The sequence below is a fragment of the Rhizobium mulingense genome (genome assembly GCF_029194105.1).
GTDB lineage: Bacteria > Pseudomonadota > Alphaproteobacteria > Rhizobiales > Rhizobiaceae > Rhizobium > Rhizobium mulingense.
The window spans coordinates 45956-66118 of sequence record NZ_JARFVE010000015.1 but is presented as its reverse complement, the minus strand read 5'-3'; the positions used below and the strand labels follow the sequence as shown (position 1 = coordinate 66118).

The window sequence follows — 20163 nt, the reverse complement described above, 5'->3', positions numbered from 1 at the left end:
GCCACATTTAAAAATTGCCTAAGCCCAACGTAAGACTTTGATAACAAATTTAGCCGCCCCGGAGTGGCCGATGAATGGGTGTCCGCTTCGCAGGACTTCGTCCCGAATCTCCCCTATATCGCCCAGTTCGTATGATTTCAGGCTTCCTTCCCTCGCTTGCGCAGCCAAAGGGTCTTTGTCGATACTCCGGCGCGAGCTTCTCATCGCCTGCAGCGAGGCCGAACTGAAGCCGGTCACGCGACGTCAGGATGATGAAAAAAGGCGCACTAAACTATTGACGGCTGCGCGGGAGGCGCTCGATCTTTGTCTCGGCAGTTCGACAGCGGCGGAGAAGGCACAGCTCGACGAGATGGGGAAGCTTGCAGGCTTGGATTTTGAGCTGCTTTCGGCTTCCCTTCTAGGGCGCGCACAGCTTTTATCGAAAAGCGTTAATCAGAATTGGCAGTAAAGCCTGGTCAGCTTTTACGAGGCCGCCGACCACTTTTTGCCGGTGGGGCAATGAGGCGGTCGATCCCGCCGATCGCCTATGAGGTGGGGCATCTTCGAGGAGGACGGTCGATCAGGAAAAGGCCATCTCGACACGCTCTTCCAGGATGCGGTGAAGTACACCGTCGCCTTCATGGCGCTGACCTGAAACGATACATTTTTGCCTTTTGAGGCAGCGGCCATGCCGGCAGGGCGGCAGGCAACGGTGACGTTCTACGGCCCCAGGCGCTTCTGGGCCACTATCGCGTCACAGCAATCCAGAAAGGTACTTCCGGGAAACGCTCCCCCGACGCCAAATCGGATGCCTGAAGCTACCAAAAGTGGCTGCGGCGTCGTTTGCGGCTCCGAGACGACGCGCGGCGCTGCGGTCGGTCGCCCGCAGGAGCGGAGACGAGACCGCGATCCTTCGAGGTCTCTCGTCGCATAGGATCGTGGGGATATCTAAGGAGTGCGATGGCAAGGATCGCTCAACCGCAAGCAGGCGGGAGCCCGAGCATTCCGGTACCGGCTGCTTTGAGCAGCCGGCCCTTTCTCATAAAAAGCTTAGAAGCCTTTTCCGCCGGCCAGTTCCGATAGGACGGTTCCGACAATGATGCGCATATCCATCAAGATCGAGAAGTTTCCGACGTAGTAGAGGTCGCAGGCGATGCGCGCGCGCGCTTTGGCCGGACGATCCGTCGGGCCGCGCAGGCCGCGCATCTGGGCGAGACCGGTCATGCCCGGACGCATTGCGTGGCGCTGGTGGTATTCCGGCACAAGCTCTTCGTAGAGCATGCCGCCGGCGCGCATGCCGATCGCGTGGCAGCGCGGACCGACAACGGACATGTCGCCCAACAGCACGTTCAACAGCTGCGGCAACTCGTCGATGTTCGTGCGGCGCAGGATGGCGCCGATGCGGGTGACGCGCGGGTCGTTCTTCACCGTCTGAGCAACGCCCGAGACATCGCAGAGATCGGTGCGCATGGAGCGGAACTTGTAGACTTTGATGGCCTTGCAGTTCCTGCCCCAGCGGGTCTGCTTAAACAGCACCGGTCCGGGGCTGTCCAGCTTGATCAAGAGGGCGACGAGAAGAAGTAAGGGTGCGAGGACGAGGAGGGCGCTCAACGACGAAACAATGTCGAACGCCCGCTTCAGGACGAGATCCACCCACGGCGCCTGCGGCGCATCGCTGTGGATTACAGGGGTCTGGATCTTCAGGCTCGGCTGCTGGCGGCGGCTCGGCCGGAAGGACTCTGTCGAAATAGTGTTGTTTAGTTCCGTGATGCTCAAGGATCGTACTCTGTTGTCTTCGAGGGGCGCGGCGGCAATAGGCGATCAATGGTTTACCCTGTCACCAGGGCTGCACTCAGGTGTTGGTAACCCTACTAAAACGGAAAAATGCGACAATTGTGTAATGGTGTCCAGAGAAATATCGCATCGCAATAAATCTTTCGCACTTGCGTTAAGTTGAGGCAAGCTCATGATATTTCGTTAAGAATTGGAATTTCGTCAAGGTTTTTAGGCCTTTGGCAGGGGCTTCCGGGGTGCTTCGGACGTGCCTTTTCGGCACGTACCGCATTGCCCACAAGCGCCATTTCTTAACAGAAACCGGGACGAAATTCTTTCGCGAGAACGGTCGGCTTGTTATCCAACAGTGCCAAAATGTGACAAAACCAAGGCGGGATCGACGAGCTTTTGCAGGCAGAAGGTGTGGGGACACGGGGCTATCCCGCAGAATCATCTCTGTCGCCGGCCATGCGAATCAGTTGATGACGGGCGAAGCTGAGATAATTGGCATGTCGGGGAGGGGCGACGGATGAAGAAGCACGCCCGCGGCCTTTCAGCGATCCTTGCGGGCGGTCAGGCGGGTTCGAGGACGCGTTTCCTGCCGCCCCAGGAAATGAAGTTGGGGTTGGCGAAATCGAAATCGGCCGCCGTTCCGGTCTTGCCGTAAGTCAGCGGCGCTCCGTCGAGCGTCACGGTCGAACCGCCGGCGGCGCGAAGCACTGCGTCGCCGGCCGCTGTGTCCCATTCCATCGTGCGCGTGAAACGGGGATATACGTCGGCCTTGCCTTCGGCCAGCAGACAGAATTTCAGCGACGAGCCGATGTTCGTGCACTTGGAAATCGCATGGTCGGCGAGGAAGGTTCCGGTCTCCGGGCTGTTGTGGCGAAGGCTCGCGAGCGCTAGCCTGTCGGCTGGCTGTTCGCGCACGGTGATTGCACTGCGTGCGCCGACGGTGAAATCGTCCATAACCACGAGCCTTTCGGCGTGGCCGCGTTCTCCCGAGAAGGCAAGCCCGAGCGCCGGCGCGTAGACGATTCCGGCCAGCGGAGCGCCGTTCTCGACATAAGCGATGTTGACGGTGAATTCCTGCCGCCCGTCGACGAATTCACGCGTGCCGTCGAGAGGGTCGACCAGGAAGAAGCCCCGACCGCTGATGTCGGGCACCCTGCCGGCCGCGACCGACTCTTCCGCCACGACCGGTATTTCGGGATAGTCTCGGGCGAGATGCGCGAGGATGATCCGTTCGGCCTCCTCGTCGGCGACCGTGACCGGACTTGCGTCCGCCTTCATGGCGACGGGAAAGCCTTCGCGCAAGACCGTTATAATGGCCCTGCCGGCTTCGAGCGCCGCCTTTTCGAATGTCCTCAGCATTGTCCTTGCCGTTCGCCGCGCGGTGAGCACCCCGTTGTCGCTCGTCCGCAAACCATCCCTGCCACCATAGCCAATCTTATATGGTGTTTCGCCCCGCGCTCCGCACCCCGATAGCGCAGTCTGCGATGCTACCATAAGACTTCGGTCTTGTCAGACCAAGATGGCAGGCATTCGCTGGAATGGGATTCGCCAAAGCGGCGCGCTGCGGGTCTGAATTTGCTCCATCTTCCAATTCTGTGGAATAGGTTACGCGGCAAGAGGTTCATGAAATTGACGGCGAAATCGCCGAATGGTTAATTCGACGCCAGTTTTTGGCTAAAAACAGGACGTGCTTCGCCGATTTTCTGTGGATTTTGGTGCAAAATGCGCCATTTAGCCCTGTTCGAACAAGAATCTGCCGGAGTAAATCCTTTTTGTCTTCACATTTGCAACGAAACCGCTATGCATGCGGTCATGAGGTTGCCTGAAACGGGTGACCGAAGAACCAAAAAGAGATGCAGCATATTCGGCTCGCATCCAGGGGAAAACGACATATGGAGTATTTCGTCCAGCAGCTCTTCAATGGGCTGACGCTCGGATCCATCTATGGTCTTGTGGCTATTGGCTATACGATGGTTTATGGCATTATCGGCATGATCAATTTCGCCCATGGCGACATCTTCATGCTCGGTGGTTTCGCCGCTCTTATCGTCTTCCTCGTCCTCACATCGATCTTCGCAGGTCTCCCGGTGGCAATTCTGCTGTTGGCGATGCTTGTTGTCGCGATGCTGATGACGAGTTTGTGGAATTGGACGATCGAGCGTGTCGCATACCGTCCTTTGCGCGGTTCATTCCGCCTGGCGCCGCTGATTACCGCGATCGGCATGTCGATCGTGCTGTCCAACTTCATCCAGGTAACGCAGGGTCCGCGCAACAAGCCGATCCCGCCGATGGTGAGCTCGGTCTACCAGTTCGGCAATATCTCGGTATCGCTGAAGCAGATCATCATCATCGTGATCACGGCAGTGCTGCTGACGATATTCTGGTATATCGTCAACCGCACCGCTCTCGGCAGGGCCCAGCGCGCCACGGAGCAGGATCGCAAGATGGCGGCCCTGCTTGGCGTTAATGTCGACCAGACGATCTCGATCACCTTCGTCATGGGCGCAGCACTCGCTGCCGTCGCCGGCACGATGTATCTGATGTATTATGGTGTCGCTTCGTTCGCCGACGGGTTCACGCCGGGTGTGAAAGCATTTACCGCAGCCGTCCTCGGCGGCATTGGTTCGTTACCCGGCGCGGTCTTTGGCGGTCTGCTTATCGGCCTTATCGAGTCGCTGTGGTCGGCGTACTTCACCATCGCCTACAAGGACGTCGCGACCTTTGCGATCCTGGCTTTCGTGTTGATCTTCAAGCCGACCGGCATCCTCGGTCGACCGGAAGTCGAGAAGGTATAACGTCATGGCAAACATCGCAAATTCTGCAGGCAAGCCCGATGCCGGACTTGTCCGCAAAGGCCTTACCGAAGCTCTTTTCGCGGCGGTCCTGTCGTTTGGCATGTTCGTTCTCTATGTCGGCCTCAAGACCGACCAGAACATCAGCAACGAGCTGATCATCGTCCAGCGCTGGGGCTTGCTTGCGATCTTCGTCGCGGTCGCTGCCATCGGCCGCTTCGCCATGGTGGTTTTCCTGCGACCGCATCTCGACAGCCGCAAGCTGGCAAAGGCGAGGCAGGGCGAACTCGACATCTCTACCGAGAAGAGCTTCTTTCACCGGCATTTCCTGAAGATCGCGCTGGCCGCGCTGCTGCTTTATCCCTTGGTGGTGGTGGCGCTCAAAGGCCCTCAGGGCTCGCTGACATATGTCGACAACTTCGGCATCCAGATCCTGATTTATGTGATGCTCGCCTGGGGGCTGAACATCGTCGTCGGCCTCGCCGGTCTGCTCGACCTCGGCTATGTCGCCTTCTATGCCGTCGGTGCCTATTCCTACGCGCTGCTTTCGAGCTATTTCGGCCTGTCCTTCTGGGTACTGCTGCCGCTTTCGGGCATCTTCGCGGCGCTCTGGGGCGTCATCCTCGGCTTCCCGGTGCTGCGCCTGCGCGGCGATTACCTCGCCATCGTCACGCTTGCCTTCGGTGAAATCATTCGTCTCGTCCTGATCAACTGGACCGAAGTGACGAAGGGCACGTTCGGTATCTCGAGCATCCCCAAGGTTACACTTTTCGGCATTCCCTTCGACGCGACGGCCGGCGGCTTTGCCAAGCTCTTTCACCTGCCGAGCTCCTCGGCCTACTACAAGATCTTCCTCTTTTATCTCATTCTGTTGCTCTGCATGCTGACGGCCTATGTCACCATCCGGCTGCGCCGCATGCCGATTGGACGCGCCTGGGAAGCTTTGCGCGAAGACGAGATCGCCTGCCGTTCGCTCGGCATCAACACTGTGACGACCAAGCTCACCGCCTTTGCAACGGGCGCGATGTTTGCCGGTTTCGCCGGCTCGTTCTTCGCCGCCCGCCAGGGCTTCGTCTCGCCGGAATCCTTTGTCTTCCTGGAATCGGCCGTCATTCTCGCGATCGTTGTTCTCGGCGGTATGGGTTCGTTGACCGGTATCGCGATCGCTGCCATCGTCATGGTCGGCGGCACCGAGTTGTTGCGCAACATGGGCTTCCTAAAACTCATCTTCGGGCCTGATTTTACGCCGGAACTCTATCGCATGTTGATCTTCGGCCTCGCCATGGTCGTCGTCATGCTGTTCAAGCCGCGCGGCTTCGTGGGCTCGCGTGAGCCAACAGCCTTCCTCAGAGCGCGCAAGGCGATATCTGGAAGCTTTATCAAGGAGGGCCATGGTTGATGAGCCCCGAAATGAATAAGATGTCTGGCGACACTCTGCTCAAGGTCGAGCACCTGTCGATGAAGTTCGGCGGCCTGATGGCCATCAACGATTTTTCCTTCGAGGCCAAGCGCGGCGATATCACTGCGCTAATTGGCCCGAACGGAGCCGGCAAGACCACCGTCTTCAACTGCATCACCGGTTTTTACAAGCCGACGATGGGCATGATCACGCTCAACCAGAAGAGCGGCAAGCAGTTCCTGCTGGAGCGTTTGCCGGACTTTCGCATCACCAAGGAAGCCAAGGTCGCGCGCACCTTCCAGAACATCCGGCTGTTCTCCGGCCTGACCGTTCTCGAAAACCTGCTGGTTGCCCAGCACAACAAGCTGATGAAGGCATCGGGTTATACGATCCTCGGCCTCATCGGCGTCGGCCCGTACAAGCGGGAGGCAGAAGGCGCGATCGAGCTTGCGCGTTTCTGGCTGGAGAAGGCGGATCTCATCGACCGCGCCGACGATCCAGCCGGTGATCTGCCCTATGGCGCCCAGCGCCGTCTCGAGATCGCGCGCGCCATGTGCACCGGGCCGGAGCTGCTTTGCTTGGACGAGCCGGCCGCAGGTCTCAACCCACGCGAATCGGCGGCGCTGAATGCGCTGCTTCAGAACATTCGTGCTGAAACCGGAACATCGATCCTGCTGATCGAGCATGACATGTCGGTCGTCATGGAAATCTCCGACCACGTCGTCGTTCTTGAATATGGTCAGAAGATTTCCGACGGTACGCCGGATCACGTGAAGAACGATCCGAGGGTCATTGCAGCCTATCTCGGCGTCGAGGATGAAGAAGTGGAAGAGGTGATCGCAGCCGTCGAGCAGCTCGAAGGAGGCGCAAACTGATGGGCGATGAAGTAATGACCGGTCAACCGCTCCTTCAGGTCAACGCCGTCGAAACCTATTACGGCAATATCCGGGCGCTCGCGGGCATCGATGTCCGAGTCAACAAAGGCGAGATCGTCAGCCTGATCGGCGCCAACGGCGCCGGCAAGTCGACGCTGATGATGACGATCTGCGGCAGTCCGCAGGCCCGCACCGGCTCGGTTGTCTTCGAGGGCCGCGATATCACCAAGCTGCCGACCCACGAGATCGCTCGGTTGCGCATCGCGCAATCTCCTGAGGGACGCCGCATCTTTCCGCGCATGACGGTCCTGGAAAACCTCCAGATGGGGGCCGGCCTCGACAATCTCAGATATTTCTCGGAGGACATCGAGAAGATCTTCAAGCTCTTCCCGCGTCTGAAAGAACGCCATGCCCAGCGCGGCGGTACGCTTTCGGGAGGCGAGCAGCAGATGCTGTCGATCGGCCGCGCCCTGATGGCGCGCCCGAAGCTGCTGCTGCTCGATGAACCTTCGCTCGGCCTCGCGCCGCTGATCGTTAAGGGCATTTTCGAGGCGATCCGCAAGCTCAATGAGCAGGAAGGCCTGACCGTGTTCCTGGTCGAGCAGAATGCCTTCGCGGCGCTGAGGCTTTCGCACCGCGCCTATGTGATGGTGAACGGCAAGGTGACGATGAGCGGTTCCGGCAAGGAACTGCTCGCCAATCCCGAGGTCCGCGCCGCCTATCTCGAAGGCGGAAGACACTAGCTCGAAGGGAGAGTTTGAGATGCAGGGACTTTTCTTCGAAAGCGATGACAGCGTCCGTCTCGTTATTCGCGCCCTTGTGGTGCTGATTGGTTTCTGGACGGCGTGGCGGGCCGGCAAGGCAGTCGCCGACGGCTGGAACAATTATCCGCTGGCGGTGGTCTACACCTTCCTGCTCGCCTGGGCGATGCAGTTTCTCCACCACGCCCTGTTCAATGGACCAATGCTCAGCGCCCTCTATTATGGCATCGACTTCGTGACGTTGCTGGTCTTCTCGACGGCCGGCTTCCGCTTTCGCCGCACCAATCAGATGGTCAACAACTATTACTGGCTGTACGAAAAAACTTCCGCGTTTTCGTGGAAGGACAAACATTGACAGTCCGTTGAAACTAGGCATGAATTGCCTTCAGAGTGGAACAGCTTTCCTGGCGCAGTCAATGGTGGGTAATGCGCCGGGCCTTGGACCGGAACCCGCCCAAAAATTGGGAGTAACAATATGAAGAAGTCTCTTCTGTCGGCGGTGGCTCTGACGGCGATGGTCGCCTTCAGCGGCAATGCCTGGGCCGACGTCCTCATCGCTGTCGCTGGTCCGCTGACCGGCCCGAACGCTGCTTTCGGCGCGCAGCTTCAGAAGGGCGCCGAGCAGGCGGCCGCCGACATCAACGCTGCCGGCGGCATCAACGGCGAGCAGATCAAGATCGAGCTCGGCGACGACGTCTCCGACCCGAAGCAGGGCATTTCGGTCGCCAACAAATTCGTCGCTGACGGCGTCAAGTTCGTCATCGGCCACTTTAACTCGGGCGTTTCCATCCCGGCTTCGGAAGTTTATGCCGAAAACGGCATTCTCGAAATCACCCCGGCCGCGACCAACCCGAAGTTCACCGAGCGCGGTCTCTGGAACACGTTCCGCACCTGCGGCCGTGACGACCAGCAGGGCGCCATCGCCGGCAAGTATCTTGCCGACCACTTCAAGGACGCCAAGATCGCCGTCGTTCACGACAAGACACCCTACGGTCAGGGTCTTGCCGACGAAACCAAGAAGGCGATGAATGCAGCCGGCGTGACCGAAGTCATGTACGAAGGCATCAATGTCGGCGACAAGGACTTCTCGGCCCTCATCGCCAAGATGAAGGAAGCCGGCGTTTCGATCATCTATTGGGGCGGTCTGCACACCGAAGCCGGTCTCATCATCCGTCAGGCCGCCGACCAAGGCCTGAAGGCAACGCTGGTTTCGGGCGACGGTATCGTTTCGAACGAACTGGCCTCGATCGCCGGCGACGCCGTTGCCGGGACCCTGAACACCTTCGGTCCTGATCCGACGCTGAACCCGGCCAACAAGGAACTCGTCGAAAAGTTCAAGGCCGCCGGTTTCAACCCGGAAGCCTACACGCTTTATTCCTACGCTGCGATGCAGGCGATCGCCGGTGCGGCCAAGGCTGCCGGCTCGGTGGATCCTGAAGCCGTCGCCACCGCCATGAAGGAAAAGGGTCCGTTCCCGACGGTTCTCGGCGACATTTCGTTCGATGAAAAGGGCGACCCGAAGATTCCTGGTTACATCATGTACGAATGGAAGAAGGGCGCGGACGGCAAGTACACCTACGTCCCGCAGGGCATGTAAGCATAACTTCCCTTTTGGGGATGTGAGATTGAAGCCCGGTTCCGACCGGGCTTCTTTGTTTTCCGAAGATTTCAATTTCTGTTCGCCGCAGTGCCACGTACGGGTTGTCGACAGGTCCGCCCGATTCCGGCGGCCGGGAAAATCCTCGGTAATTTCGGCGGCAGCGATGCCATGCCTCCGACTATCGCTCACATCTCGTGCAGCACATGCGTCGCCTTCACGGCGGCCGATGCTCGGTTTTCGACGCCGAGCTTCACGTAGATCTGTTCGAGATGCTTGTTCACCGTGCGTGCCGACAATCCCAGAATTTCGCCAATGTCGCGGTTGGCCTTGCCCTTGGCGATCCAGAGCAGCACTTCGGATTCGCGCTGGGTGAGAGAGAAGCGCTGGCGCAGCATCTCGTCGTCGCTGCGCTGATTGGCAGCGGTGAGGCGAAAAAGATATTCGTCAGGGCCGATCGCGCCGAGGAAGGCGAGCTGCAGCGCCGCCTGGCCGGCATGGGCGATCGAGACGATGCCGTCGCGCGCAGCACTTGCGCGGTCGCGCATCCAGCCGGCGATATGGCGGACGACGATTTCCATGCCGTCGTCACTGCCCATGGCGGCATTGACAAGGCGCGTTGCCTGCGGCGTCGACCAATGGATCGCACCGTCGCCCTTGACTGCCAGCAGATGCCGCCCGGCGGCGTCGAGGGCGACGCGGGCGCTCTGGGTCGAGCGGGCATTTCTGAGATGGACGCGAATGCGGGCGCGCAACTCGTCGATATTGATCGGTTTGCTGAGGTAATCGACACCGCCGGATTCCAGCGCATGCACGACATGTTCGGTCTCGGTCAGACCGGTCATGAAGATAACAGGCACCTGCGCCACAGCGACATTCGCCTTCAGCCTGCGGCAGGTCTCGAAGCCATCCATGGCGGGCATGACGGCGTCGAGCAGGATGAGATCGGGCGTGATGCGCTCGACGATGCCAAGGGCTGCCGCGCCGGAGGTGGCGATCAGCACGGAGAAGCCGGATTGTTCGAGCGCATCGGTCAGGAACCCGAGCGCTTCGGGCGAGTCATCGACAAGCAGAACGATGTCGCGGGGGAGGGCCGGCTCAGCCAATGGATTCCACCTTTTCGTCGAAGTCGTGCAGGAAGGTCATGAAGCCGGCCATATCGAAGGCGGCGACATAGGCGCGAAGCTCCTCCGTGAATGGCCGATTTGCCTCCAGCTTGGCAAGGTCCGAAAGCTTGGCTTCGATGCCTCTGATATAGCCGATCTCCCCGAGCCGCAGCAATTCCTGCACATGGGCCGGGCCAGGACTGAGTATCGGCGCTTCGGTTTTTTCCACAATGGCGTGGGCGTCGTCGGCATAGATCCATTTCAGGCCGAGATGGAGGGCGAGTTTGTCGCGCAGCTGGCGGATATCGACCGGCTTGCCGATCGTATCATTGTGGCTGTCGTCGCTGTCGCTCAGAACGGCGGCATCGCCTATATTGGCCGAAAGCATTACCATCGGCGCCGTCTGGCCGGCCTCGCGCAGGCGCGAGACGAGCTGCCAGCCGTTCATGCCGGGCATCAGGATATCGACGAGGAAGAGATCCGGCATGATGCCGTCGATCAGCGTCAGGCATTCGGTGCCGCCTGCCGCGGTCAGGACAATGAAATCGAGAGGGGCCAGGATTTCGCGCATCATCTCGCGGTGATCCTCATTGTCGTCGACCACAACCACAGTGCGGCGCGAACCGTCATAACCGATGATGCGCTTTTCCTGCGGCGGGGCGGCAGCGCGCATGACGGCCGACAGCATCAGCCGCACGCGAAAGGTCGAACCCACGTCCCTCACGCTCGAGACCGAAATCTCGCCGCCGAGCGTGTTGGTCAGAAGCCGGGTGATGGTGAGACCGAGCCCGAGACCCGGCATCGGCCGCACGCTTTCGGCCTCGCCGCGCTGGAAGGGTTCGTAGATGCGGGGCAGGTCTTTCTCGGTGATGCCGCGGCCGGTATCGGCAACGGTGAAGGTCGCCACCTGGCTGCGATAGCCGACATCGAAGGTGACGCTGCCTTCGTCGGTGAACTTGATGGCATTGGAGAGCAGGTTGACGAGGATCTGGCGCAGCCGTTTTTCGTCCGTGCGGACGAATTGCGGCAGGGACGGCGAGCGATCGTGAGCGAAGGCAAGCCCCTTTGCCTGCGCCTGCGGACGGAACATCTCGACGATCTGGTCGAGGAAATCCTGGATGTTGATCTCGTTCGAGTAGACCTGCAGGCGGCCGGCCTCGATCTTCGAAATGTCGAGCAGGCCGTCGATCAACCCGGAAAGATGCTCGGCGCTGCGGCGGATGACCTTGATCGAGGATTGGCGCGGCGGAGGAATGGTTTCGTCGCGCTCGAGGATCTGGGCATAGCCGAGCACGGCATTCAACGGCGTGCGAAGCTCATGGCTGAGGCCGACGACATAGCGGCTCTTGGCGCGGTTGGCGGCCTCGGCCATCTCCTTGGCGTTCTGCAAGGCGGCATCGGTCTTCTTGTGGGCGGCGATTTCCTTGAGCAGCAAGGTGTTCTGGCGCGACGATTCCTCCTCGGCGACGACGCGGCTATCATGGGCGAGCACGTAGAACCAGCAGACGACGCCCGATATCACCGAAAAGACGAAGAAGACGACCAGGATGGTGCGGTTGACCACTTCGGCCGTCTCGGGGGAGGCGGCGGCGACCTGATGGGCAATCATCGCCAGGATCGCGCCGATGGCGGCCAATGCCAGAACGACGGCGATGCCGTAGCGGCCGAGGCGCGTCGCCAGTTTGCCCAGGATGGTTTCCGGCAGCAGAACCTTGGCGACGGCGCCGACCTGCGCGTTGAAGCGGGCGGTCGGCTTGCACATGTCGTGGCAGCGGCTGTCGAGCGAGCAGCAGAGCGAACAGATCGGCGCGGCATAGGCCGGGCACCACGCCATATCCTCCGGCTCGAAAGGGTGCTCGCAGACGGAGCAGGTGATGTTCGTCAGGTTCTTCCAGCTCTGGCGCGGCTTGCGGGCGAGATAGAACTTGCCTTTCGTCGCCCAGGCGAGTGCCGGCGAGGCGACGAGCGCGACGACGAGCGTGATATAGGGGGCAAGTGAGGCGGCGAGCGGGCCGAAGGCGCCGAAATGAGCGATCAGCGACACCGTTGCCGACAGCGCCATGGCGCCGATGCCGACCGGATTGATGTCGTAGAGGTGAGCACGCTTGAACTCGATGCCGGGGGGAGCGAGCCCCAGGGGCTTGTTGATGAAAAGATCGGCGAAGATCGTGCAGAGCCAGGCCATGGCGACGATCGAGAAGATGCCGAGCGTCTCCTCCAGCAGCCGGTAGATGCCAAGTTCCATCAGCAAGAGGGCGATCGCAACGTTGAAGACCAGCCAGATGACGCGGCCGGGGTGGCTGTGGGTCAACCGCGAGAAGAAGTTCGACCAGGCGAGCGAGCCGGCGTAGGCGTTCATCACGTTGATCTTCAACTGCGAGACGACGACAAAGGCCACCATTAACAACAGCGCGGCATTATGCCAGGGGACCATGTAGCCGAAGGCGGTCAGATACATCTGCGCCGGGTCGGCGGCGCGATCGACCGGCACGCCCGAGGCCAGCGTCAGCACGACCAAGAAGGAACCGGCAAGCAGCTTCGGTGCGCCAATGACAACCCAGCCGGGTCCGGCAAGGAAGACGGCGAGGCGATGGCGCCACTTGCCCCGCGGCTCCGGCGGCAGGAAGCGCAGGAAGTCGGCCTGTTCGCCGATCTGCGACATCAGGGCGAGGATAACGGCGGAGGCGGCGCCGAACTCCACCAGATCGAAATCGGCGACGGTGCCGGGCGGGCCCGAGGCATGTCGGATGCCGGCAAAGGCGCGCCAGAGATCGAATTTCTCCCAGTCCATGAAGGCGATGAAGAGGAAGGGCAGGATATTCAGCACGATCCAGAAGGGCTGGGTCATCAGCTGGAACTTGCTGATCAGCCGCACGCCGTGCGTCACCAGCGGGATCACCATGACGGCGCTGACGACATAGCCGATCCAGAGGGGAATGCCGAGCGCCAGTTCCAACGCGCCGGACATGATCGAGGCCTCGATCGCAAACAGCATGAAGGTGAAGCCCGCATAGATCAGCGAGGTGATGGTCGAGCCGATGTAGCCGAAACCGGCGCCACGCGTCAGCAGATCGATATCGACGCCGTGGCGGATAGCGTATCGGCTGATCGGCAGACCGATCGCCAGCATGGCGAGCGAGGCGACGATGATGGCGTAGAAGGCGTTGGTGGTGCCGTAGGAGAGGGTGATGGCGCCGCCGATCGCCTCGAGCGCCAGGAAGGAGATCGCGCCGATCGCCGTCTGTGCGATGCGCTGGGAGGAGAAATGGCGGGCGCTCTTTGCGGTAAAGCGCAGCGCGTAATCTTCCAGCGTCTGGTTGGCGACCCAGCGATTATACTCGCGTCTTACCGGAATGATGCGTTGGCGTGCTGCCATGTCTTCCTTCCGGCATTCCGGTTGGCCTATCGTTTCAAAACAGTGTTGGCAGGATAGATGAGAAAGGCAAGGGGCGGAGCACTGGCAGATTCACGGAACCGCCATATTTTTGAAGCCGGTCTGTCACACAAGCCCTCTAACTCTCCCGCCATTCGTTCAACCATTTCAGGTATCACCCATGTCTGTTTCAAGCCTTTTCCGCCTGAGCACCGCCCTCGTCTGCCTTGTTTCGATCGTCCCGCCGCTTGCCGTCGCCGAGCAGGACACGGCGGCGAAAGCGCCTTATGTCGAGACCGGAAACACCAACAAACGCGGTGATGCCTGCTTCTCGACGGTGGACACCAATGCCGCCGTTCATCTCCTCTCCGGGTTCCTCGAAATCTGGACCCCGCGCACGCCTTTCGTCGATGCCGGTGTCGAAGCCCCGGCCAAGGACAATTGCCGGGCGGTCGCCAAGACGGATTGGGACGGCATTCCCTTCAGCAAGACCGACGGCCAGATCATTAACAAGCTCGTCCATGACGCCAACATCGCCTATGTCGTCAAGGCGACGCGGGCGCGGACGGCCGAGCAGGCAGTTGCCGCCTATCTCGACGACCGACGCGGCAAGAACGCCAGCATCGTCGACGGCCTCGGCCCGCTGACGGAAGCCTGGAAGGCCGGCTCCAAGCAGACTACCACGATCACCGAGGTGGCGGCCGACGCGACGACGGTCAAATATGACGACAAGGGCAACAACCGCGGCGCCGGCAGCAAGCCGGACACCGAAAACAAGACCGACGCCAACCCGGACATGGGGCTTGCGATCGACTTCATCAACGCCGCAAGCGCTGACGGCTCGACGGAACCCGCCAAGCGCTATTTCAAATATGGCCGCCCCTACCGCTGGAGCCAGGACGTGTCGGTTGTCCCGACCCTGGTGCCCGCCAAGAGCGGCAAGCCGGTCGAGGATGGCGGTTTCCCGAGCGGGCATACGGCGGAAGCCTGGCGGGATGCGCTCGCCATGGCCTATCTCGTACCGCAGCGCTTTCAGGAAAATGATCGCCCGCGCCAGCGAACTGGGTGAGGATCGCATCCTTTCCGGCATGCATTCTCCGCTCGACGTGATGGGCGGCCGCATGCTCGGCACCGCGACGGTCGTCTACAATCTGAACAAGACCGGCAATGCTGCGCTGAAGCGCGACGCTTACGCCCAGGCGCAATCGTGGCTGATCGCCAAATCAGGCGTTGCCGATGCGGGTGCGCTCGAAGTCGCCGCTCATAGAGTGCCGCTCGCCGCGGACCGCTTTGCCGATCACGACGCCAATCGCGCTAACGTGCTGCAGCGTCTGAGCTACGGCCTGCCGGCGATCCATGCGACCGATCAGCCGGCCCGCGTGCCGCAGGGCGCCGAAGCGCTGCTCGAAACGCGTCTGCCCTATCTTAACGGCGAACAGCGCCGCGAGGTTCTGAGGACGACGGAAATCGCTTCCGGCTATCCGCTCCTCGACGACGCGGAAGGTTACGGCCGCCTCAACCTGTTTACTGCCGCCGACGGTTATGGTGCCTTCGACCAGGATGTGACCGTGACGATGGATGCGGCCAAGGGCGGCTTCAGTGCATTCGACACCTGGCGCAACGACATCGGCGGCAAGGGCAGGCTGGTGAAGAGCGGCAGCGGCATCCTCGGCCTGTCAGGCGCCAACAGCTATGCGGGCGGCACCGTTCTGGAAGAAGGCGTGCTGGTCGCCGGTTCCTCGTCGGCCTTCGGCACCGGCGGGCTGACGGTGAATGGCGGTTCGCTGGTTCTGGCCGCCGCCAAGCCGCTGATCGTGGGCGGCGATTATCAACAGATCGCCAAAGCTGCGGCAAAGCTTGCACTCGGCGCGAACGGTGCCGGCACCCTTGCAGTCAACGGCAAGGCGGAACTCGCCGGCGATCTCGACGTGACTCTCTCCGACGGCTTCACCCCGACGCCCGGAACGAAAATCGAGATCCTGAAAGCGGGCAACGTCACCGGCAGCTTCGGCAAGTTCACTATTTCCGGCCATAAGGCGAGCCTCTCCTACGGCCCGACATCGGTTATGCTGACGATCGACGGCTGATTTCCGTCTCACAGATGGAGGGCGTCCTCGGCTGCGGGGATGCCCTTGCTTCCCGCCTGCCCATTTACCCCCTGCGTCTACGTCATTTTGCGTATGTGTTTTTGCGATGCGGCACCCGATAGTCCCCGCGGCAACAGTTAACTCCGTTTCCGGCCTGTTGCGGAACAAGAGAGGGGATCAACCAAATGAATCTCAAATCCATTATCACCGGTGCTGCACTCGGCACCGTCATGGCGGCGTCGGCCACGTTAAATGGCGCGGTCGCTGCCGATGACACCATCAAGGTCGGCGTGCTGCATTCGCTCTCCGGCACGATGGCGATTTCCGAAACCACGCTGAAAGACGCCATGCTGATGCTCATCGACGAGCAGAACAAGAAGGGCGGTCTTCTCGGCAAGAAACTCGAGGCCGTCGTCGTCGATCCGGCTTCCGATTGGCCGCTGTTTGCGGAAAAGGCCCGCGAGCTGATCCAGAAGGATAAGGTTGCCGCCGTCTTCGGTTGCTGGACGTCCTCGTCGCGCAAGTCGGTTCTGCCGGTGTTCGAAGAGCTGAATTCGCTGCTCTTCTACCCCGTGCAGTATGAAGGCGAAGAATCCTCGCGCAACATCTTCTACACCGGTGCTGCTCCGAACCAGCAGGCAATTCCGGCCGTCGACTACCTGATGGAAAAAGAAGGCGTCAAGCGTTTCGTGCTCGAAGGCACCGACTACGTCTATCCGCGCACGACCAACAAGATTCTCGAGGCATACCTGATTTCGAAGGGTATTCCGAAGGAAGACATCATGACCAACTACACGCCGTTCGGCTTCTCCGACTGGCAGACCGAAGTTGCCAAGATCAAGGAATTCGGTTCGGCCGGCAAGAAGACCGCCGTCGTCTCGACGATCAACGGCGACGCCAACGTTCCGTTCTACAAGGAACTGGGAAACAAGGGCATCAAGGCGACCGACATTCCCGTCGTCGCCTTCTCGGTCGGTGAAGAAGAACTTGCCGGTCTCGACACGAAGCCGCTTGTCGGCCATCTCGCTGCCTGGAACTATTTCGAGTCAGTCGAAAGCCCGGCCAACAAGAAGTTCATCAAGGACTGGCACGCTTACACCAAGAACGACAAGCGCGTGACGAACGACCCGATGGAAGCCGCCTATATCGGCTTCAACGCGTGGGTTAAGGCCGTCCAGGCTGCCGGCACGACCGATACCGACAAGGTTCTCGACTCCATCATCGGCGTCAGCGTACCAAACCTCTCCGGCGGTTATGCGACCGTCATGCCGAACCATCACATCACCAAGCCGGTGCTGATCGGTGAAATCCAGGCCAACGGCCAGTTCGAAATCGTCCAGCAGACGCCCGCCGTCGTCGGCGACGAATGGTCCGATTACCTGCCTGATTCCAAGGACCTGATCTCCGATTGGCGTAAGCCGATGTCCTGCGGCAACTTCAACGTTGCCACAGGCAAGTGCGGCGGCAAGGGTTCCTGAGTACGACCCCCAATCAGATGATTGCTTGAAGACTTCCGTCCGGGTTCGATCCCGGGCGGAAGCTCCGTCCCAGCGATTACGCCGCGAGGCCAACACTATCCAGGGCGAGAAAGCCGATGTATCGCGCTATAAAGATTTTCCTCTTCACGCTCTGCCTGACATTCGCGGGCCTGACATTTTCCGGCCCCGCATTTCTGGGCTTGGCAACATCGAGCGAAGTTCGGGCAGAGGACGATATCCACGTCCTCATCGATGCGCTCGGCGTCGGCGACTTCCCGGAACGCGAGGCGGCCATCAAGGCGCTGGTCGCATCCAAGGACCCGCATGTCAGCCAGATCCTGCAGCACTTGAGCGACGGCCTTCTCTACGTCAATTCCGATGGCGGCCCGGTGCTTCTCCAAGGCGGCACCGATGACGAGCCGACCTATTCCGATCCGATCACCGGCGAAGCCGCTGCCGATGTCGATCCTGACATGATGACCAAGGTCAAGATCAACAATGCACTTCGCGGCGTCATCAGCGCCGCCACCAGCCAGCTGACGCTGATGAGCCCGGACCGTTCGGCGCGTCTTGCCGCGGCACAGGGCCTGCTGAAAGACGCCGATCCCGCCAATCTCGATCTTCTGAATGCGGCGCTTGCGGCTGAAAACGACGCCGAGATCAAGAATATGATGGAAGCAGCGCGCGCAGTGCTGCTGCTGAAGACGGATGCGAGCGTCGAAGACAAGAAGGCTGCGATCGATACGATCGCGGCTCGCGGCAATCGTGATGCACTGAACATCCTCACGACCACACTCGAAACCGCGCCTGATGACCTGAAGCCAGCGATCCAGGCAGATATCAGCACCATCAATCGCAGCCTGGCGATGTGGGATATCGTCCAGAACGTCTGGTACGGATTGTCGCTCGGCTCGGTGCTCCTGCTTGCGGCGATCGGCCTTGCAATCACCTTTGGCGTTATGGGCGTGATCAACATGGCACATGGCGAAATGGTGATGATCGGCGCCTATGCAACCTATGTGGTGCAGGAAACGATTACCTCGGCCTATCCCTCGCTTGCCGATTATTCGCTGGCCTTTGCGGTGCCGGTCGCCTTCGTCTTCACCGGCCTCGTCGGACTCGTAATCGAGCGCGCCGTCATCCGCTATCTCTACGGCCGGCCGCTCGAAACACTGCTCGCCACCTGGGGTGTGTCGCTGATCCTGCAGCAGGCCGTGCGCAGCATCTTCGGCCCCACGAACCGCGAGGTTCGCAATCCGACCTGGATGTCCGGCGTTTTCGATCTCGGCGGGCTCTCCATCACCTGGAACCGATTGTGGATCATCGTCTTTTCGATGGTTGTCTTCGTGGCGCTGCTTCTGCTGCTCAAGCGGTCAGCTTTCGGTCTGCAGATGCGCGCCGTCACGCAGAACCGCCGCATGGCATCGTCGATGGGCATCCGCACCGGTTGGGTGGACGCCTTCACCTTCGCGCTCGGTTCGGGAATTGCCGGTATTGCCGGCGTGGCGCTCAGCCAGATCGACAACGTCTCGCCAAATCTCGGTCAATCCTACATCATCGACAGCTTCATGGTCGTCGTCTTCGGCGGTGTCGGCAATCTCTGGGGCACACTGGTCGGCGCCTTGTCGCTCGGCGTCGTCAACAAGTTCCTCGAGCCCTTCGCCGGCGCCGTGCTCGGCAAAATCCTGGTGCTCGTCCTCATCATTCTTTTCATCCAGAAGCGTCCGCGCGGGCTCTTCGCACTCAAAGGAAGGGCGGTGGAAGCATGATAACGGCCTTCCTTCTCCGGTCTCTCGATCGCAGGATTTCGGTCGCCGTGGCGCTGCTGCTGGCGATCGCCATCCTCGTGCCGATCTTGAACCTTGCGACCGGCCCGAGCCACCCGCTGCACATCCCGACCTACATCATGGCGCTGTTCGGCAAGTATCTGACCTATGCGCTGCTGGCGCTGGCGCTCGATCTCGTCTGGGGTTTCTGCGGCATCCTCTCGCTCGGCCACGGCGCCTTCTTCGCGCTCGGCGGTTATGCGATGGGTATGTATCTGATGCGCCAGATCGGCTCGCGCGGCGTCTATGGCGATCCTGTTCTGCCCGACTTCATGGTGTTCCTGAACTGGAAGGAGCTGCCCTGGTTCTGGTACGGTTTCGACCAGTTCTGGTTCGCGGCGCTGATGGTGCTGGCCGTGCCGGGCCTGCTCGCCTTCGTCTTCGGCTGGTTCGCCTTCCGCTCCCGCGTCAACGGCGTTTACCTCTCGATCATCACCCAGGCGATGACCTATGCTCTGTTGCTTGCCTTCTTCCGCAATGACATGGGGTTCGGCGGCAATAACGGCATGACCGACTTCAAGGATATCCTCGGCTTCAACATTCAGGCGGACGGCACGCGCGCCAGCCTCTTTTCCGCGACGGCGATCTTCCTGGCGCTGTCGCTGACGATCGCCTCGGCAATCGTGCGATCGAAGTTCGGCAAGGTGCTGGTCGGCGTGCGCGATGCCGAAAGCCGCACCCGCTTCCTCGGCTACCGCGTCGAGCATTTCAAGCTCTTCACCTTCGTCGTCTCGGCGATGATGGCGGGCATAGCAGGCGCGCTCTACGTGCCGCAAGTCGGCATCATCAATCCCGGCGAATTCGCACCGGCCAATTCCATCGAAGTCGTCATCTGGACGGCGGTCGGCGGGCGAGGGACGCTGATTGGGCCGATCATCGGTGCGATCCTGGTCAATGGCGGCAAGACGATCTTCACCGGCCTCTTTCCGGAATTCTGGCTGTTTGCGCTCGGCGGTCTTTTCGTCGCCGTCACGTTGTTCCTGCCGAAGGGCGTCGTCGGCACGGTTTCGCACTATTTCGCCAAGCGGAAAAGTGTTGCCGAGGCTGCGCCGCCGGCGGTGCAGGAAGATGGCGTCGAGCCGAAAATCCAGGCAGCGGAGTGAAG

General features: G+C 60.7%; 14 protein-coding genes and 1 pseudogene. 11 read left to right on the top strand and 4 right to left on the bottom strand.

Annotation, left to right across the window (positions count from 1 at the left end):
* The first annotated feature begins 175 nt into the window (after positions 1–175).
* Complete coding sequence (locus tag PYR71_RS26940) at positions 176–448, top strand: hypothetical protein (RefSeq protein ID WP_275621562.1); 273 nt, start codon at positions 176–178, stop codon at positions 446–448.
* Positions 449–1029: 581 nt separating this feature from the next.
* Here PYR71_RS26940 and PYR71_RS26935 read toward each other — a convergent pair.
* On the bottom strand, positions 1030–1755 hold the full coding sequence (locus PYR71_RS26935) for a sugar transferase (RefSeq protein ID WP_183911959.1): 726 nt from the start codon (positions 1753–1755) through the stop codon (positions 1030–1032).
* A 570-nt stretch (positions 1756–2325) separates the two neighbouring features.
* On the bottom strand, positions 2326–3123 hold the full coding sequence (gene cysQ, locus PYR71_RS26930) for a 3'(2'),5'-bisphosphate nucleotidase CysQ (RefSeq protein WP_275621561.1): 798 nt from the start codon (positions 3121–3123) through the stop codon (positions 2326–2328).
* A 533-nt stretch (positions 3124–3656) separates the two neighbouring features.
* On the opposite strand from cysQ, the gene PYR71_RS26925 reads away from it, so the two are divergent.
* The 6 genes from PYR71_RS26925 (at position 3657) to PYR71_RS26900 (ending at position 9188) form a co-directional block, all read left to right on the top strand.
* A complete protein-coding gene (locus tag PYR71_RS26925) occupies positions 3657–4559 on the top strand; it encodes a branched-chain amino acid ABC transporter permease (protein WP_183911963.1) in 903 nt (300 codons plus the stop codon).
* Positions 4560–4563: 4 nt separating this feature from the next.
* Complete coding sequence (gene livM / locus PYR71_RS26920; protein ID WP_183911965.1) at positions 4564–5955, top strand: high-affinity branched-chain amino acid ABC transporter permease LivM; 1392 nt, start codon at positions 4564–4566, stop codon at positions 5953–5955.
* The gene (locus PYR71_RS26915) at positions 5955–6830 is read left to right on the top strand and encodes an ABC transporter ATP-binding protein (RefSeq protein ID WP_183911966.1); all 876 of its coding nucleotides are present in this window, start codon (positions 5955–5957) and stop codon (positions 6828–6830) included. Before livM ends, PYR71_RS26915 begins: the two co-directional genes overlap by 1 nt.
* Positions 6830–7573 carry an ABC transporter ATP-binding protein gene (locus PYR71_RS26910; RefSeq protein WP_275621560.1) on the top strand — a complete coding sequence of 248 codons (744 nt, stop codon included), beginning with the start codon at positions 6830–6832 and terminating at the stop codon, positions 7571–7573. The genes PYR71_RS26915 and PYR71_RS26910 overlap by 1 nt, the downstream gene beginning before the upstream one ends.
* A 19-nt stretch (positions 7574–7592) precedes the next feature.
* Positions 7593–7946: a DUF6867 family protein gene (locus PYR71_RS26905; protein ID WP_037141013.1), complete on the top strand. Its 354-nt coding sequence runs from the start codon at positions 7593–7595 to the stop codon at positions 7944–7946.
* Between the two features lie 120 nt (positions 7947–8066).
* Complete coding sequence (locus tag PYR71_RS26900; protein ID WP_038690865.1) at positions 8067–9188, top strand: branched-chain amino acid ABC transporter substrate-binding protein; 1122 nt, start codon at positions 8067–8069, stop codon at positions 9186–9188.
* Between the two features lie 188 nt (positions 9189–9376).
* On the opposite strand, the gene PYR71_RS26895 is transcribed toward PYR71_RS26900, so the two are convergent.
* Both PYR71_RS26895 and PYR71_RS26890 read right to left on the bottom strand, forming a co-directional pair.
* Positions 9377–10294 (bottom strand): response regulator transcription factor, encoded by a 918-nt coding sequence (locus tag PYR71_RS26895; RefSeq protein ID WP_275621559.1) that lies wholly within the window; start codon positions 10292–10294, stop codon positions 9377–9379.
* Positions 10287–13670: a hybrid sensor histidine kinase/response regulator gene (locus PYR71_RS26890; protein WP_275621558.1), complete on the bottom strand. Its 3384-nt coding sequence runs from the start codon at positions 13668–13670 to the stop codon at positions 10287–10289. Before PYR71_RS26890 ends, PYR71_RS26895 begins: the two co-directional genes overlap by 8 nt.
* 178 nt (positions 13671–13848) lie before the next feature.
* Between PYR71_RS26890 and PYR71_RS26885 the strand changes: the two are divergent.
* The 4 genes and pseudogenes from PYR71_RS26885 (at position 13849) to urtC (ending at position 20161) form a co-directional block, all read left to right on the top strand.
* Positions 13849–15754 (top strand): annotated as a pseudogene (locus tag PYR71_RS26885) (acid phosphatase).
* A gap of 185 nt (positions 15755–15939) precedes the next feature.
* Positions 15940–17232 carry an urea ABC transporter substrate-binding protein gene (gene urtA, locus PYR71_RS26880; protein WP_275621557.1) on the top strand — a complete coding sequence of 431 codons (1293 nt, stop codon included), beginning with the start codon at positions 15940–15942 and terminating at the stop codon, positions 17230–17232.
* Positions 17233–17348: 116 nt separating this feature from the next.
* Positions 17349–19001, top strand: a complete 1653-nt coding sequence (gene urtB, locus PYR71_RS26875; RefSeq protein WP_275621556.1) for an urea ABC transporter permease subunit UrtB — start codon at positions 17349–17351, stop codon at positions 18999–19001.
* The gene (gene urtC, locus PYR71_RS26870) at positions 18998–20161 is read left to right on the top strand and encodes an urea ABC transporter permease subunit UrtC (protein ID WP_183911982.1); all 1164 of its coding nucleotides are present in this window, start codon (positions 18998–19000) and stop codon (positions 20159–20161) included. Before urtB ends, urtC begins: the two co-directional genes overlap by 4 nt.
* Positions 20162–20163 lie beyond the last annotated feature (2 nt).